We start from the raw sequence: 15,240 nt of genomic DNA on the forward strand, positions 1-15,240 counted from the left end.
TGGGACGATTAATTCATGACCGAGCCTGACCCCACCCTGCGCCCCGAGGCCTTGCCCGAGGATGTGGACCGCGCCTTGCGACCGCAGGCGCTGGCCGATTTCATCGGGCAGGCCGAGGCGCGGGCCAACCTGAAAGTGTTCATCCAGTCGGCCCGGCAGCGCGGCGAGGCGATGGACCACACGCTGTTTCACGGCCCCCCCGGCCTTGGCAAGACGACGCTGGCGCAGATCATGGCGCGCGAACTGGGCGTGGGGTTTCGGATGACCAGCGGCCCAGTTCTGGCCAAGGCGGGCGACCTTGCGGCGATCCTGACGAACCTCGAGGCCAATGACGTTCTGTTCATCGACGAGATCCACCGCCTGAACCCGGCGGTGGAAGAGGTGCTCTACCCCGCGATGGAGGATTTCGAACTGGACCTGGTGATCGGCGAGGGACCGGCGGCGCGGACGGTGCGGATCGAGTTGCAGCCCTTCACGCTGGTGGGGGCGACGACGCGGCTGGGGCTGCTGACGACGCCCTTGCGGGACCGGTTCGGGATACCCACGCGGTTGCAATTCTACACCGAGGAGGAGTTGCACGAGATCGTCACGCGCAACGCGCAGAAGCTGGGTGTGCCCGCCGAGGCGCAGGGCGCGCGGGAGATTGCGCGGCGGGCGCGGGGCACGCCACGGGTGGCGGGTCGGCTCTTGCGGCGCGTGGTGGATTTCGCCGTGGTCGAGGGCGACGGGCGGATCACGCAAGGGTTGGCCGACAATGCGCTGACCCGGCTGGGCGTGGATGGGCTGGGCCTCGATGGGGCCGACCGGCGCTACCTGCGCCTCATTGCCGAGGCCTATCAAGGCGGGCCTGTCGGGATCGAAACGCTGAGTGCCGCGCTGAGCGAGAGTCGCGATGCGCTGGAAGAGGTGATCGAGCCGTTCCTGTTGCAGCAGGGGCTGATCCAGCGCACGCCGCGGGGGCGGATGCTGGCGGCGCGGGCCTGGGCGCATCTGGGGATGGCCGCGCCCAAGGCGGCGGGGTCGGGGGATCTATTCGAACGGTGACACGGGCTGCGCCGTCGGGATTCGAGTATTTTGGGAACAGTGAAAGCCGGGGGCTTTGCCAGGCAGTCGGGCTTTGATAAGGGCGGGCCATGGCTGATCTGATTTCACCCGAAGATGTCGAGGCGCTCTTTACCCGCGCAGATGGCTCATACCTCTTTGCCCGCTGGGGGCGGCCCATCGTGCCGGTGGTGTTCGGCACCGACGACAAGACGCTGGAAACCGTCAAGGGCGCGGTCGAGGCCGTGGTGATGATGGCAGGTCACCAGATGGCCGAGACCGACCCGGAACTGGGCGTGAACCTGATGTTCTTTTTCTTCCGGGAGTGGGACGAGTTGCTGGAGGTGCCGGACATGGACCGGATGATCCCCGACCTTGGCCCGCTGGTGGCGCGGCTGAAGGCGGCGGATGCCAACCAGTACCGGATTTTCCGCTTTGACGAGGCCGGCGCGATCAAGGCCAGCTTCGTCTTCCTGCGCATGGATGAACAATTGTCGAAAGTGCCCGCCGACACGCTGGCGTTGGCGCAGGTGGCGCAGACGATCCTGCTTTGGTCCGACACCGCATACACCGACCGCTCGGTGCTGGCGCAGGCGGGCGAGGGGCAGGTGATCCTGCGGCCCGATATCGGCGCGGTGATCCGGGCGGGGTACGATCCGGTCATGCCCGCCGTGGCGAAGGATGCGAGCCATGCACTGCGTCTGTGTGCGCGGCTGGGGCAGATGTAGCCGTTGCGGGTCTTTGTTGGTGTCCCGCTGGACGACGCGGCCATCGAGGCGCTCTTGCCGGTTCAGGAGGCGCTGCGGCAGGGGCGTCTGGTGGACGAGGAGAACCTTCACCTGACGCTGGCCTTTCTCGACGATCAGCCGGAGGCCGCGCTGGCGGAATTGGACGCGGCGCTGCAAGACATCCGCGTGTCGCCATGGGAGATGGAGTTCACCGGAATCGAGGCGCAGGGCGGGCGGCGTCCGGTGCTCGTCTGGGCCGAAGTGGCCAAGGCGGAGCCGCTGCGGCAGTTGCACGACAAGGTGCGCGGCGCGGCGCGGCTGGCGGGGATCGACCTGCCGCGCGAACGGTTTCGCCCGCATGTCACGCTGGTCCGGTTCCCAAGGTCACGGCCGGTGGACATGGGGCGGCTGACCGCGTTCCTTGGCGCCTATGGCGGGTTCCGCGCGGGGCCGTTCGCGGTGGATCGGTTCTGCCTTTACGGCTCGACCCTGACGCCGGATGGCCCGGTCTACGACGTGCTGGCCGACTATCCGCTGTAGCCGCCGGATCCTCCTCTGGCCAGAAATATCCCGGGGAGCGGTGAACCGCAGGTTCGCGGTGCGTCAGAGCCCCCTCTTGGGGATTGCCGTCGCCGCCGCCGAGCCGTAGAAGGCTGGCATGGCACACACGTTTCCGATCCGCGTTTATTACGAAGATACCGACATGGCCGGGATCGTCTATTATGCCAATTACCTCAGGTACATAGAGCGCGCGCGCAGCGACTGGGTTCGGGGGCTTGGCATCGACCAGAACGCGATGCGGCGCGACGATGGCGTGGTGTTCGCCGTGCGGCGGGTCGAGGCGGACTATCATCACCCCGCGAAGTTCGACGATGAACTGGAGGTCAGGACGACCGTGACCACGGTCACGGGCGCGCGGCTGGTCATGGACCAGCGGGTCCTGCGCGGCGAGGAACTGGTGTTTTCCGCGCAAGTGACCATCGTCTGCATCAATGACACCGGACATCCGGCGCGGCTACCGGCAAATATCCGCCTGATGCTGCACTGATCACCTGCAATTGACCGCGCGAATGCGGTTGAGGTTGGCTTTCCCCTTGGAAATCGTCTAGTTTCACTCTCAATACGGCCAGACAACAAGGCCCGGACAAGCAAAAGAGCAGGCAGATGGAAGCAGAAACCCTGGCAATGGCACAGGAGATGGATTTCTCGCTGTGGGCGCTATTCGCACGCGCGACGCTGATCGTGAAACTGGTGATGCTGATGCTGATCGTGGCGTCCTTCTGGGCGTGGTCGATCATCATCCAGAAGACGATCACCTATCGCAAGGCGCGCGCCGAGGCGGAACGGTTCGACCGCCGCTTCTGGTCGGGCGAGCCACTGGACGAGCTGTTCGACGAGATCGGGCCGGACCCGGCGGGGCAGTCCGAGCGGGTGTTTGCCGCAGGAATGAGCGAATGGCGGCGGTCGCATCGCACCGACGGCGCGCTGATCGCGGGGGCCACGGCGCGGATCGACCGCAGCATGGACGTGGCGATCGTCAAGGAAAGCGAGAAACTGCAGAGCGGGCTGACCATTTTGGCCTCGATCGGGTCGGTGTCGCCTTTCGTGGGCTTGTTCGGGACGGTCTGGGGGATCATGAACGCCTTCATCGAGATCGCCGAGCAGCAGAATACCAACCTCGCTGTTGTCGCGCCGGGGATCGCCGAGGCGCTCTTGGCGACGGGGCTGGGCCTGCTGGCGGCCATTCCGGCGGTGGTGTTCTACAACAAGCTGAGTGCGGATGCCGACCGCATCGTGGCGAGCTACGAGGCGTTTGCCGACGAGTTCGCAACCATCCTGAGCCGGCAGTTGGACAGCTGACATGGGTGCGGGTGTCGTCCAGAAATCGGGAGATTCAGGCCGCAGGCGCAGAGGGCGCGGGCGGTCGCGCCCGATGGCCGAGATCAACGTCACGCCCTTCGTGGACGTGATGCTGGTGCTTCTGATCATCTTCATGGTGGCCGCGCCGCTGATGACCGTGGGCGTGCCGGTGCAACTGCCCGAGACCGCGGCCAATGCGCTGCCCGGCGAGGAGGAAGAGCCGCTGACCGTGACGCTGACCGCCGAAGGGGTCGTGATGATCCAGACCACAGAGGTGCAGCGCGGCGAGCTGGTGAACCGGCTGCGCGCCATCGCGACGGAGCGTGACAGCACGCGGGTTTTCCTGCGGGCGGACGGGGCGGTGCCCTATTCGGACGTGATGCAGGTGATGGGCGCGCTGAACCGGGGCGGTTTCGCCAATATCGGGCTGGTGACGGATACCGGCGGCCCCACGCTTGACGAGCAGGGCGGCTGAGATGCGGCTGGACACCGGGCAGATCATTTCCGGTGTGGCCCATACGGGCCTGATCGTCTTTGCCATCTTCGGTGGGGCGTTCAAGTCCGAGCCCCTGCCGTTCGAGATCACCGAGGTGACGGCGGTCTCGGAAGAGGAATACGCGGCGATGATCGCCGAGCCGTCGCCGGATGCGGTGGCCAATGTCGACACGCCCGAGCCGCCCGAGGAGGGTCAGACGCCGGAGCTTTCCAGCGAGGCTGACACGGCCCCCGAGCAGGACCAGCCCGAAGTGACCGAAAGCGTCGAGCCGGACCCGGTGCCCGAGGCCGTCGAGCCCGAGCCGATCCCGGTGCCCGAGGCCGAAATCGCAGACGCGCCGCAGGAACCGACGCCGCCTCAGGAAGATACAGCCGTCCTGGCGCCTGAACAGTCGGACCGCCCACAGCCCCGGCCGGCGCCGCGCGTGGCCCCCGAGGCGGTGGAACAGCCTGACCCGGATGTCGAGATCGCAGATGTGGACCAGGAGGCGCCGGAGCCATCCGAGCAGGCCGAGGAGCCGACTCCAGAGCAGGAGGAAACCGCCCGGCAGGAGGCCACGACCGAGATCGTGACCGAGGCCGAAGAGGTGGCGTCCGCCGCGCCGCCGCGCTCGGTACGGCCGCGCACGCGGCCGGAACAGGCGACCCCGGCGGCACAGCCCGACCCGGACCCCGAACCGCGCGACGAGCCCGCACAGCAAGCTGACCCGGAACCGGCGGCGGAGCCCGAAACGGAGCAGGCCACCAGCCCGGACAGCTCGGCCGTGAATGACGCGCTGGCCGAGGCGCTGGGCGCCGACCCCGAACCGCAGGGCAATCCGCAAGGCCCGCCGCTGACGGCAGGAGAAAAGGACGGGTTGCGGGTGGCGGTGCAGGAATGCTGGAACGTGGGCTCGCTGAGTTCCGACGCTCTGGCCACCACGGTAACGGTGGCGGTGTCGATGTCCGAGGATGGCCGCCCGATCACCAACTCGATCCGCATGATCGGCAGCGAGGGGGGTAGCAACTCCTCGGCGCAGCAGGCGTTCGAGGCCGCGCGGCGGGCGATCATCCGCTGCGGCGCGCGGGGATATGACCTGCCGGTCGAGAAGTTCGCGACATGGCGCGAGATCGAGATGACCTTCAACCCGGAGAACATGCGGATCCGATGAAACGGCATGGTATCATTGGTGGGGCGGTGCTGGCGGGTCTTTTCGCCCCGGCGGCGGTGTTCGGGACGCAGGCATCCGACTGGATCGACGGGTTTCGCGAGGACGTACAGCGTTGCTGGAACCCGGCCGAGGGCGGCGCGGTTGTCACCGTAGCGTTCGAGATGAACCGGGATGGCACCGTGGTTGACGACAGCCTGCGCTCAATTCCCCGTGAAATGTCCGACACGGACTCTTTCATGGCGGCGCGACGTGCCATCCTGAGATGCGGGCGCGACGGGTATGACCTGCCAGCCGAGCAGCATGAGGCGTGGCGCGAGATAGAAATGACATTCGACCCGGTGGTCGAAGGGGAGCAGTGACATGAGAGTATTTCTGGCCCTTGTGGCGATCCTTGCAGGCCTTGCGGCGCCGGTGGTGGCGCAGGAAGAGCGCAGCGGGCCGCTGAGGATCGAGATCACCGAGGGCGTGATCGAGCCGTTGCCCTTTGCCGTACCGAACTTCGTGGCCGAGAGCGCCCAGGCGCAGGAGATGGCGGCCAATATCACGCGGGTGATCGCCGCCGACCTGACCGGCACGGGCCTTTTCCGCGAGATTCCGCAGGATGCGCATATCGCGCGGGTCACCGCGTTTTCCAGCCCGGTGCAATTCGCGGACTGGAAGGCGATCAACGCGCAGGCGCTGATCGTGGGCGGCGTCAATGTGGATGACACCGGAAAGGTCGTCGTGAAGTTCCGGCTGTACGACGTTTTCGCTGGGCAGCAGATGGGCGACGGCCTGCAATTCGTGGGGACCGTGGATGGCTGGCGGCGTATCGCGCACAAGGTGTCGGACCAGGTGTATTCACGGCTGACGGGCGAGGACCCGTATTTCGACAGCCGCGTCGTGTTCGTGTCCGAGACCGGGCCAAAGGATGCGCGGCAGAAGCGGCTGGCGATCATGGACTACGACGGCGCCAATGTGACCTACCTGACGGACAGCGCGTCGATCGTGCTGGCACCACGGTTTTCGCCGGGTGGCGACCGGGTGCTTTACACCAGCTACGAAAGCGGATTTCCCAAGATCTACGTGCTGGACGTGGCGACGGCGGGGCGCAACGTGCTGAATGCCGCCGATGGCGAGATGAGTTTCGCGCCGCGTTTTGCGCCCAACGGGCAGACCATCGTCTACAGCCTGACCACGGGCGGCAATACCGACCTTTATCAGTTGAACATCGGCAGCGGGCAGACTTCGCGCCTGACCACCACGCCGTCGATCGAGACCGCGCCCAGCTTCAGCCCCGATGGCAGCAGGATCGTGTTCGAATCCGACCGCTCGGGCACGCCGCAGCTTTATGTCATGCCGGCGGGCGGCGGCGAGGCGACGCGGATCAGTTTCGGCCAGGGCCGCTATGGCACGCCGGTCTGGTCGCCGCGCGGGGACCTGATTGCCTTTACCAAGCAGTCCAAAGGCCGGTTCCATATCGGCGTGATGCGCACCGATGGCAGCGAGGAGCGCCTGCTGACCGCGTCCTTCCTGGACGAGGGGCCGACATGGGCGCCCAATGGCCGGGTCATCATGTTCACCCGCGAGACCCAGGGCGCGCAGGGGGCGTCGAGCCTGTGGTCGGTGGACATAACCGGGCGCAACCTCAAGCAGGTTCGGACAGAGACCGGGGCGTCGGACCCGTCATGGGGACCGCTGCAGAACTGAGGCCGCAAAAGGGACATGCATCCGTTGCGGGCCTATGATATTAACCAATTCAAGAGCAGCAAAGCATCGAGTGGGGCACTGATATGAAACATCTGAGCAAAGCACTGATCGTGGTGGCGGGGCTGGCGGTAAGCGCCTGCAGCAACCCCGACCGGTTCGGCGACCAATACAACAACGGCGCGGGCAGCAGCGGCACGGCTGGCGGGGTCGCGGGCACCGCGCAGGACCCGCAATCGCCGCTCTATTTCCAGCAGACGATCGGAGACCGCGTGTTGTTCGGGGTGGACCAGTCCACCCTGTCGCCCACGGCGACGGCGACGCTGGACGGTCAGGCGCAATGGCTGGCCACGAACACGGCATACAACGCCATCATCGAAGGTCACGCCGACGAGCAGGGCACGCGGCAATACAACATCGCGCTGGGCGCACGCCGCGCCAACGCGGTGCAGGAATATCTGATTTCGAAAGGCGTCAGCCCGGCGCGTCTGAAGGTTATCAGCTACGGCAAGGAACGCCCGCTGGAGATCTGCAGCGAGGAAGCGTGCTATGCCAAGAACCGCCGGGCCGTGACGGTGATCTCGGCGGTGCCGACAAGCTAGGACGAATGGTGGGGTGAACATGCGTCGTGTGATACTGGGCCTTGTGGTGGCCGCGTTCGGGATGGGGCCGGTTTCGGCCTCGGCCCAGACCAATACCGAAACCCTGGCGGATATCCGGCAGGAGTTGTCGGTGCTGTATGTCGAGTTGCAGAAGCTGAAGCGTGAGCTGAACACCACCGGCGCCAGCGGCAATGCGACCGTGGGCGGCAGCGTGCTCGACCGCGTGAACACAATCGAGTCCGAGTTGCAGCGCCTGACCTCGAAGACCGAGGAGCTGGAGTTTCGCATCGACAGCGTGGTGACCGACGGCACCAACCGCGTGGGCGACCTGGAATTCCGGATCTGCGAGTTGGAGCCGTCCTGCGATATCGGCAGCATCGAGCCCGGCGACACGCTGGGCGGGGTGGCGCCCTCGACCGGCGGCAACGCAGGCAGCACCGGAACGGACCCGGCCCCGGCCCCGGCCACGGACACGACCGGCACGACCGGCACCGCCACCACCGGCGGCACCACGGGCACCGAGGGTGGCGTGCAGATGGCCGCTGCCGAGCAGGCCGATTTCGACACGGCCATGGCGGCCTTCGAGGCGGGCGAGTATGCCGCCGCGGCCGAGCAGTTCGAGCGGTTCACGACCAACTATCCCGGCAGCCCGATGGAGGCGCAGGCCGGTCTGAAGCGTGGCGAGGCGCTGGAGCAGGCCGATGACATGACAGGTGCTGCGCGCGCCTATCTGAATACGTTCAGCACGGCGCCGGACGGCCCGCAGGCGCCGCAGGCGCTGTTCCTGCTGGGCCGGTCGCTGGGGGCGCTGGGCCAGACCAACGAGGCTTGCCTGACCTTGGGGGAGGTGGCGCAACGCTTTCCGCAATCGCCCGCGGTGGGGCAGGCGGCCTCGGCGATGCAGAACCTTGGGTGTTCGTGAACGGCCCGACGGCGCATATTCTTGATCAGTTCGTGGCGACATTCAGGAATGCCCGGCCCAAGCGGCTGGGCATTGCCGTTTCGGGGGGCAGCGATTCGCTTGGGCTGCTACTGCTGGCCCGGCAATGGGCCGCGCAGGGCGGGCCAGAACCTTACGCGGTGACGGTGGACCACGGTCTGCGCGCAGCGTCGCGCGACGAAGCGGCGGGCGTGGCAGCGCTGTGTGCCCGACTGGGCGTTGCGCACAAGACGCTGGAATGGCGGGGCTGGGACGGTGCGGGAAACCTGTCCGACCAGGCGCGGCGCGCGCGGTACGGCCTGATCGCGGACTGGGCCGAGGCGGGACAGATCACCGACGTGGCGCTGGGGCACACGTTGAACGACGTGGCCGAGACATTCGTCATGCGACTGATGCGCGAGGCGGGTGTCGACGGGCTGGCGGCAATGGCGCCAAGCTGGCGGCAGGGTACGGTGGAGTTCCGCCGCCCGCTGTTGCAGCTGTCGCGGGCCGAGCTGCGCAAGGTGGTGGAGCGCGAGGGGCTGGCTTGGGTCGACGACCCGACCAACGAGGACGAGGCCTTTGAACGGGCGCGGGTGCGCAAGGCGCTGGCGGCGCTGGAAGACCTTGGCGTGACCGCGCGGGGACTGGGCAACGTTGCCGGACATCTGGGCGAGGTGCGCAGCACGCTGTATTGGTATGTTTTCCTGGCGGCGCGCAACCATGTGAGTTTCGACCGGGGCGACGTGATGGTCGACCGCAAGGGGTTCCGGACGTTGCCGCGCGACATCTGCCGCCGCATGGTGCAGGAGATCCTGCGTTGGATCAGCGGCGCGGACTACGTTCCGCGCGGCAAGGCGGTCGCCCTGATGCTGGAGGCGATCCGTGGTGGCAACGGCATGACGTTGCACGGCGTCATGATGAGCGTGGAAACGGATCATCTGCGGTTCGCGCGCGAGCCAAAGGCGGTGGCGCAGACGCGGGCCGCGCCCGGCGAGGCGTGGGACGGACGTTGGCAGCTGGACGGTCCGTGGCCCGATGGGGCAGAGGTGGCCACGCTGGGCGAGGCAGGTCTGGCGCACTGCCAAGAGCGGCTGCAGCCAGGTTTGCCACGGTCGTCGCTCCTGGCCAGTCCGGCGGTCTGGCGGGGCGGTCATTTGGTCGCGGCGCCGCTTGCGGGGTTTGCAGAGGGCTGGACGGCAACACTTTTGCGGGATGAAGACATGTTCTTTGCCAGCATCCTTGCGCATTGAACATCGCTTAACGATCTCTATTTATCATACACGGGCCCTGTGGTAGGTCAGGCCCGGCATCACGTGAGGAGAAAGCCCTTGGGCAACGCGAGAAACTTCGCCTTTTGGTTGGTCCTGTTCCTGTTGATCATGGCGCTGTTCAGCCTGTTCAACGGATCCGGTAACACATTGCAGAGCCAGGCAATTCCCTATTCGGAATTCGTCGCGGCGGTCGAGGACGGCGAGGTGTCCGAGGTCACGCTGGATGGCGAAAACGTGCGTTTCCGGGGCGAGGACGGCAACAATTACTCGACCATCAAGCCCGAAGATGCCGAGGTGACGTCCCTGCTTTTGGAGCGGGATATCCCGATCAAGGCGGAATCGCAGGAGCAATCCGGGTTTCAGACCTTCCTGATCTCGCTTCTGCCTTTCGTGCTGCTGATCGGTGTGTGGATCTATTTCATGAACCGCATGCAGGGCGGCGGCAAGGGCGGCGCCATGGGCTTTGGCAAGTCCAAGGCCAAGATGTTGACCGAAAAGCATGGCCGCGTGACGTTTGACGACGTGGCCGGCATCGACGAGGCCAAGGAAGAGTTGGAAGAGATCGTCGAGTTCCTGCGCAACCCGCAGAAATTCAGCCGCCTCGGCGGCAAGATCCCCAAAGGCGCGTTGCTGGTCGGCCCTCCGGGCACCGGTAAGACGCTGCTGGCCCGCGCGATTGCGGGCGAGGCGGGCGTGCCGTTCTTCACCATTTCGGGTTCGGACTTCGTCGAGATGTTCGTGGGTGTCGGCGCGTCCCGCGTGCGCGACATGTTCGAACAGGCTAAGAAGAACGCGCCCTGCATCGTCTTCATCGACGAGATCGACGCTGTGGGCCGGCATCGTGGTGCCGGCTATGGCGGCGGCAATGACGAGCGGGAACAGACCCTCAACCAGCTGCTGGTCGAGATGGACGGGTTCGAGGCCAATGAAGGCGTCATCATCGTCGCGGCCACCAACCGCAAGGACGTGCTGGACCCCGCGCTGCTGCGCCCGGGCCGGTTCGACCGGCAGGTGACGGTGCCCAATCCCGACATCAAGGGCCGCGAGAAGATCCTGGGCGTTCACGCCCGCAAGACTCCGCTGGGCCCCGACGTGGACCTGCGCATCATCGCGCGCGGCACGCCCGGGTTCTCGGGGGCGGACCTCGCCAACCTGGTGAACGAGGCGGCGCTGATGGCCGCACGTGTGGGTCGGCGGTTCGTGTCGATGGTGGATTTCGAACAGGCCAAGGACAAGGTCATGATGGGCGCCGAGCGGCGATCCATGGTGCTGACGCCCGAGCAGAAGGAAAAGACCGCCTATCACGAGGCCGGTCACGCCATCGTGGGCCTTGCCCTGCCGCAATGCGATCCGGTCTACAAGGCGACGATCATCCCGCGCGGCGGTGCCTTGGGCATGGTGGTCAGCCTGCCCGAGATCGACCGGCTGAACTGGCACAAGTCTGAATGCGAGGAAAAGCTGGCCATGACCATGGCCGGCAAGGCAGCCGAGATCATCAAGTACGGCCCCGACGCGGTGTCGAACGGCCCTGCCGGCGACATCCAGCAGGCATCTTCGCTGGCCCGCGCGATGGTCCTGCGCTGGGGCATGTCGGACAAGGTCGGCAATGTCGATTACGAGCAGGCGCATGAAGGCTACATGGGCAACAGCGCCGGCGGCTTCTCGATCTCGGCTCACACGAAAGAGCTGATCGAGGACGAGGTCAAGCGCATGATCGACGACGCCTACCAGCGGGCCCATGACATCCTGACTGACAAGCATGACGAATGGGAGCGTCTGGCGCAGGGCCTGCTGGAATACGAGACCCTGACCGGCGAAGAGATCGAGCGCGTGATCAACGGCGATCCGCCCGAGGCGGATGACGACCAGGGCGGCACGCCTCAGAAGGATGACAAACCGTCCCTGACGGCCATTCCGAAGACCAAGCCGAAGTCGACACCGCCGGACGGCGGCATGGAGCCGGAACCGACAGCGTGACGATGACGACCAACGCGAAGACCGACTGGAACCCGGGCGCCTATGCCCGGTTCCACGACCTCCGCCAGCGCCCGGGCCTGGACCTGGTGAACACGATCAGCAGCATGGGCGCGGGCGACATCTATGACCTTGGCTGTGGCAACGGTGCCTTGGGCGATGCGCTGCGGGCGCGGGCCGGCAACCGCAAGGTAATCGGGGTCGATGCCAGCCCCGCGATGCTTGAAAAAGCCCGCGCTGCCAAGGGATATGACAGTTTCAGCCAGGCCGACATCGCGGAGTGGACACCGTCGCGGACGCCCGGACTGATCTTTTCCAACGCCGCGCTGCACTGGGTGGGCAACCACGAGCAATTGCTGCCCCGGCTGGTGCGGATGCTGTCCAAAGGCGGTACGCTGGCGGTACAGATGCCGCACCAGAACAAGGCACCGTCGCACCGCGTGTGGCTGAGCCTGGTCGAGGAAATGCTCCCGGGCCGGGTCGAGAAGATGGGCACCCCCGGCGTCATGGCCCCGGTGAAATACGACGAGCTTTTGTCCGGCATGGGCCAGTTCCGGCTGTGGGAAACCGAGTATTACCAGCGCCTGATGGCCGAGCCTGGCAGCCACCCGGTGCGCCGCTTCACTGAAAGCACCTATGCCCGCCCCGTGCTGGAGGCGTTGGCCGAGGACGAGAAGGCGGCGCTGATCAAGCGCTACGAGGAAGCGATGCACGCGGCGTACCCGGTGCGCGCGGATGGCTCTGTCCTGTTCCCGTTCCGCCGGATTTTCTTTACTTTATCGGTCTGAGCGCGGGCGTTTCTTTCAAAAGAAAACGGGACGGAATTTTGAAAAATTCCGGGCCGCGCGTGGCACCGTCAGACATCGTTTCGCGCGGCGTAATAGCGCATGGCCGCGTCCAACAGGCGAAGTCCCGTGTCGAACGCGGTAAGCTGCATATCGTGGACGGCATCGGGTCGTCCCGTGGGCAGGTCCGCCGTGACGCTGTCGGTCAGGGCCAGCCGCGTGGCGCCATTGTGAAACATCTTGATGCACTCCATGACCACGTCACCGTTGGGCGGTTCTTCAAGCACCTCGTTCATCAGGTCCAGCACGTCGTCGGATATGCAGAGCGTCCGATACATCAGGCCGACCGCGTTGCGTTCCGCCATGTGCAGGTTTTTGAATGCGGGAGCGTCGCGCCAGACACACGGGATTTGCGCGCCGAGCGCCTGCAGTCTTTGCACCGCGTAAGGCAACAGGAAAAGCTGCGTGTCGTTGTCGATGAACCGACCCGAGATCAGGGTCTCGCGGCCGCGATTGTAAGCCTCGTCCAGTGTCAGGCCGCGGTTGAACCGCGCCAGCATCTCTGCGGCGGATTCCCCCGGCAGTGCGCGGGGCGCGGGCATCGACCGGGCCCACGCCCAGCCGTCGCGCAGGCCGCGCATATGCTCGGACATCACCGACCTGTCGTGCTTGAGCGCGCTGTCGAACTCCGCCTGCGTACCCTTGGCCGCCAGGGTGGCCATCAGCAGGATGTGCCGGTGCTCGGGGCTGAGCGCGTCGAGGTCTTGTGCCCCGGCCTTCTCGCGCACGTCCTCGAACAGCTCGTAGACCTGCACCGCCATCCAGTCTGTCTCGCTGACACCTGGATAGTGCCGGCGGTTCGTGGCAGTGGTCAGGATCGTGCCGTGCTTGACCAGCGCGATGGTCCGGATCTCGGCATGGAATGTCTTGACCGACTGCCAGGCCGTATCGGACATCGCGTGCCGTTTCTTCCTAAAGAGAGTAAAGCCCATGACTGTCTTTTCCACTGTGAGTCTGGCCAAGTCTACGCATCGACCTTGACCGGTTTCAGGCGAAAGGGTGACATGATAGGAAAGCCGCGTGGGCCATATGGTCACCACGCATCTTCCCAAGTCCGTCTTCGCCGCGGGACAAGAGCCAAGAAGGGATGACATGCCTGCCTTGATACCCACCGCCCATTATGCCGACATCACCTGGATCGGATGCGTTCCCGACCAGGAGAGCGACATCCGCTCGGCCCCGCTTGGCCAGGTGGATCTGACGTGGGATGGCGTGCCCGGCGAGTTTCACGGCGGGCGCACGCGTCCGTCTTGTGTTCGGGTAAAGGACCAGCACGCGGAAGCCACCGAGATTGCCAATGTGCGGCAGCTGTCCGTCGTGTCGGCCGAGGAGATGGCGGCGATCGCCGAGGAGATCGGGATCGACGCGGTGCGCCCCGAATGGCTGGGCGCGTCGCTGGTGCTGAAAGGCATCGACGACTTCAGCCGCCTGCCGCCCTCGTCGCGCTTGCAGACCGACAGTGGCACGGCGCTGATCGTCGACATGGAAAACCGGCCCTGCATCTGGCCGGCCAAGGAGTTGGAGAAGGATCATCCGGGTCTTGGCAAGCTGTTCAAGCCCGCGGCGGCGCACCGGCGGGGGGTCACGGCCTGGGTCGAACGGCCCGGACCATTGCGCGTGGGGGACCGGATGCGCCTGCACGTGCCGGACCAGCGGCCCTGGTTGCATCTGGAGGGATGCCTGAGCGGCAAGTCCTTCTGAGGGCGAGATGTTTCCGATGTGAAACGCGGGCGCGACAGGCTGCCGCATCAGCCCCCGGAAATGTCGGATTCCTGACCGGGTGAAGCCCCCCGAATTTGTATGGCTGTCCCCGAAGCATCATCGCTTATGTCCAAAAGGAACACATCATGAGCCACAAATCAGACATCGAGATTGCGCGTGCGGCGTCGAAGAAGCCGATCCAGGAGATTGGCGACAAGCTTGGGATCCCGGGCGAACATCTGCTGCCCTACGGGCATGACAAGGCGAAGGTGAGCCAGGAATATATCAACTCGGTCCAGGGCAACGAGGATGGCAAGCTGATCCTGGTGACCGCGATCAACCCGACGCCGGCGGGCGAGGGCAAGACCACCACGACCGTGGGCCTGGGCGACGGCCTCAACCACATCGGCAAGAAGGCGATGATCTGCATCCGCGAGGCCTCGCTGGGGCCGAACTTCGGGATGAAGGGCGGCGCCGCGGGCGGCGGCTATGCGCAGGTCGTGCCGATGGAGGACATGAACCTGCACTTCACCGGCGACTTCCACGCGATCACCTCGGCCCACGCCCTGCTGTCCGCGATGATCGACAACCACGTCTACTGGGGCAACGACGCCGAGATCGACACCCGCCGGATCGTCTGGCGCCGGGTCGTGGACATGAACGACCGCTCGCTGCGCCAGATCACGTCCAGCCTGGGCGGCGTGGCCAACGGCTTTGCCCGCGAGGACGGGTTCGACATCACCGTGGCCTCGGAGGTCATGGCGATCCTGTGCCTGGCCAAGGATCTCAAGGACCTCGAGGAGCGGCTGGGCGCGATGATCGTGGCCTATCGCCGCGACCGCAGCCCCGTCTACTGTCGCGACATCAAGGCCGAGGGCGCGATGACCGTCCTTCTGAAGGACGCGATGCAGCCCAACCTGGTGCAGACGCTGGAAAACAACCCGGCCTTCGTGCATGGCGGCCC

Annotated in this window: 17 protein-coding genes; 16 read left to right on the forward strand and 1 reads right to left on the reverse strand. The window is 65.9% G+C overall.

Going from position 1 to position 15,240, the window contains the following annotated elements:
* The first annotated feature begins 15 nt into the window (after window positions 1-15).
* The 14 genes from ruvB to RBB18_RS20880 all read left to right on the forward strand — a co-directional run bounded on the left by ruvB (window position 16) and on the right by RBB18_RS20880 (window position 12,518).
* Window positions 16-1,044, forward strand: a complete 1,029-nt coding sequence (gene ruvB / locus RBB18_RS20815; RefSeq protein WP_103763407.1) for a Holliday junction branch migration DNA helicase RuvB — start codon at window positions 16-18, stop codon at window positions 1,042-1,044.
* A gap of 89 nt (window positions 1,045-1,133) precedes the next feature.
* Window positions 1,134-1,769 carry a hypothetical protein gene (locus RBB18_RS20820; protein ID WP_211286140.1) on the forward strand — a complete coding sequence of 212 codons (636 nt, stop codon included), beginning with the start codon at window positions 1,134-1,136 and terminating at the stop codon, window positions 1,767-1,769.
* A 3-nt stretch (window positions 1,770-1,772) separates the two neighbouring features.
* Window positions 1,773-2,309 carry an RNA 2',3'-cyclic phosphodiesterase gene (thpR, locus tag RBB18_RS20825; protein WP_306112477.1) on the forward strand — a complete coding sequence of 179 codons (537 nt, stop codon included), beginning with the start codon at window positions 1,773-1,775 and terminating at the stop codon, window positions 2,307-2,309.
* 118 nt (window positions 2,310-2,427) lie between these two features.
* Window positions 2,428-2,817: a tol-pal system-associated acyl-CoA thioesterase gene (gene ybgC / locus RBB18_RS20830; protein WP_103763409.1), complete on the forward strand. Its 390-nt coding sequence runs from the start codon at window positions 2,428-2,430 to the stop codon at window positions 2,815-2,817.
* Between the two features lie 116 nt (window positions 2,818-2,933).
* Window positions 2,934-3,629 carry a protein TolQ gene (gene tolQ / locus RBB18_RS20835; RefSeq protein WP_103763410.1) on the forward strand — a complete coding sequence of 232 codons (696 nt, stop codon included), beginning with the start codon at window positions 2,934-2,936 and terminating at the stop codon, window positions 3,627-3,629.
* Window position 3,630: 1 nt separating this feature from the next.
* Window positions 3,631-4,104 carry a protein TolR gene (gene tolR / locus RBB18_RS20840; protein ID WP_222449233.1) on the forward strand — a complete coding sequence of 158 codons (474 nt, stop codon included), beginning with the start codon at window positions 3,631-3,633 and terminating at the stop codon, window positions 4,102-4,104.
* A 1-nt stretch (window position 4,105) separates the two neighbouring features.
* On the forward strand, window positions 4,106-5,275 hold the full coding sequence (locus RBB18_RS20845) for an energy transducer TonB (protein ID WP_338020420.1): 1,170 nt from the start codon (window positions 4,106-4,108) through the stop codon (window positions 5,273-5,275).
* Window positions 5,272-5,634 (forward strand): hypothetical protein, encoded by a 363-nt coding sequence (locus tag RBB18_RS20850; RefSeq protein WP_306112476.1) that lies wholly within the window; start codon window positions 5,272-5,274, stop codon window positions 5,632-5,634. The genes RBB18_RS20845 and RBB18_RS20850 overlap by 4 nt, the downstream gene beginning before the upstream one ends.
* Before the next feature lies 1 nt (window position 5,635).
* Window positions 5,636-6,964, forward strand: a complete 1,329-nt coding sequence (gene tolB, locus RBB18_RS20855; RefSeq protein ID WP_103763413.1) for a Tol-Pal system beta propeller repeat protein TolB — start codon at window positions 5,636-5,638, stop codon at window positions 6,962-6,964.
* An 83-nt stretch (window positions 6,965-7,047) separates the two neighbouring features.
* Window positions 7,048-7,563: a peptidoglycan-associated lipoprotein Pal gene (pal, locus tag RBB18_RS20860; protein WP_306112475.1), complete on the forward strand. Its 516-nt coding sequence runs from the start codon at window positions 7,048-7,050 to the stop codon at window positions 7,561-7,563.
* Between the two features lie 19 nt (window positions 7,564-7,582).
* Complete coding sequence (ybgF, locus tag RBB18_RS20865; RefSeq protein WP_306112474.1) at window positions 7,583-8,485, forward strand: tol-pal system protein YbgF; 903 nt, start codon at window positions 7,583-7,585, stop codon at window positions 8,483-8,485.
* Entirely contained in the window at window positions 8,476-9,735 is a 1,260-nt protein-coding gene (gene tilS, locus RBB18_RS20870; protein ID WP_306112473.1) for a tRNA lysidine(34) synthetase TilS, read from the forward strand. The genes ybgF and tilS overlap by 10 nt, the downstream gene beginning before the upstream one ends.
* A gap of 78 nt (window positions 9,736-9,813) precedes the next feature.
* Window positions 9,814-11,733 (forward strand): ATP-dependent zinc metalloprotease FtsH, encoded by a 1,920-nt coding sequence (gene ftsH, locus RBB18_RS20875; RefSeq protein ID WP_103763415.1) that lies wholly within the window; start codon window positions 9,814-9,816, stop codon window positions 11,731-11,733.
* 2 nt (window positions 11,734-11,735) lie between these two features.
* On the forward strand, window positions 11,736-12,518 hold the full coding sequence (locus RBB18_RS20880) for a methyltransferase domain-containing protein (RefSeq protein ID WP_306112481.1): 783 nt from the start codon (window positions 11,736-11,738) through the stop codon (window positions 12,516-12,518).
* A gap of 68 nt (window positions 12,519-12,586) precedes the next feature.
* On the opposite strand, the gene RBB18_RS20885 is transcribed toward RBB18_RS20880, so the two are convergent.
* Complete coding sequence (locus RBB18_RS20885) at window positions 12,587-13,471, reverse strand: hypothetical protein (RefSeq protein WP_306112472.1); 885 nt, start codon at window positions 13,469-13,471, stop codon at window positions 12,587-12,589.
* A 196-nt stretch (window positions 13,472-13,667) separates the two neighbouring features.
* Here RBB18_RS20885 and RBB18_RS20890 point away from each other — a divergent pair, with 196 nt between their 5' ends.
* A complete protein-coding gene (locus RBB18_RS20890) occupies window positions 13,668-14,276 on the forward strand; it encodes an MOSC domain-containing protein (protein ID WP_306112471.1) in 609 nt (202 codons plus the stop codon).
* 146 nt (window positions 14,277-14,422) lie between these two features.
* Window positions 14,423-15,240 (forward strand): formate--tetrahydrofolate ligase (locus RBB18_RS20895; RefSeq protein WP_306112470.1); only part of this gene is annotated, 818 nt, incomplete at its 3' end.

It is taken from the genome of Roseovarius sp. MMSF_3298, assembly GCF_030733705.1.
Taxonomy (GTDB): domain Bacteria; phylum Pseudomonadota; class Alphaproteobacteria; order Rhodobacterales; family Rhodobacteraceae; genus Roseovarius; species Roseovarius confluentis.

Excerpts from the sequence above, each read along its gene's own strand:
- ruvB (WP_103763407.1), top strand. The coding sequence starts at position 16 with ATGACCGAGCCTGACCCCACCCTGCGCCCCGAGGCCTTGCCCGAGGAT.
- RBB18_RS20820 (WP_211286140.1), top strand. The coding sequence starts at position 1,134 with ATGGCTGATCTGATTTCACCCGAAGATGTCGAGGCGCTCTTTACCCGC.
- ybgC (WP_103763409.1), top strand. The coding sequence starts at position 2,428 with ATGGCACACACGTTTCCGATCCGCGTTTATTACGAAGATACCGACATG.
- tolQ (WP_103763410.1), top strand. The coding sequence starts at position 2,934 with ATGGAAGCAGAAACCCTGGCAATGGCACAGGAGATGGATTTCTCGCTG.
- tolR (WP_222449233.1), top strand. The coding sequence starts at position 3,631 with ATGGGTGCGGGTGTCGTCCAGAAATCGGGAGATTCAGGCCGCAGGCGC.
- RBB18_RS20845 (WP_338020420.1), top strand. The coding sequence starts at position 4,106 with ATGCGGCTGGACACCGGGCAGATCATTTCCGGTGTGGCCCATACGGGC.
- RBB18_RS20850 (WP_306112476.1), top strand. The coding sequence starts at position 5,272 with ATGAAACGGCATGGTATCATTGGTGGGGCGGTGCTGGCGGGTCTTTTC.
- tolB (WP_103763413.1), top strand. The coding sequence starts at position 5,636 with ATGAGAGTATTTCTGGCCCTTGTGGCGATCCTTGCAGGCCTTGCGGCG.
- pal (WP_306112475.1), top strand. The coding sequence starts at position 7,048 with ATGAAACATCTGAGCAAAGCACTGATCGTGGTGGCGGGGCTGGCGGTA.
- ybgF (WP_306112474.1), top strand. The coding sequence starts at position 7,583 with ATGCGTCGTGTGATACTGGGCCTTGTGGTGGCCGCGTTCGGGATGGGG.
- RBB18_RS20880 (WP_306112481.1), top strand. The coding sequence starts at position 11,736 with ATGACGACCAACGCGAAGACCGACTGGAACCCGGGCGCCTATGCCCGG.
- RBB18_RS20885 (WP_306112472.1), bottom strand. The coding sequence starts at position 13,471 with ATGTCCGATACGGCCTGGCAGTCGGTCAAGACATTCCATGCCGAGATC.
- RBB18_RS20890 (WP_306112471.1), top strand. The coding sequence starts at position 13,668 with ATGCCTGCCTTGATACCCACCGCCCATTATGCCGACATCACCTGGATC.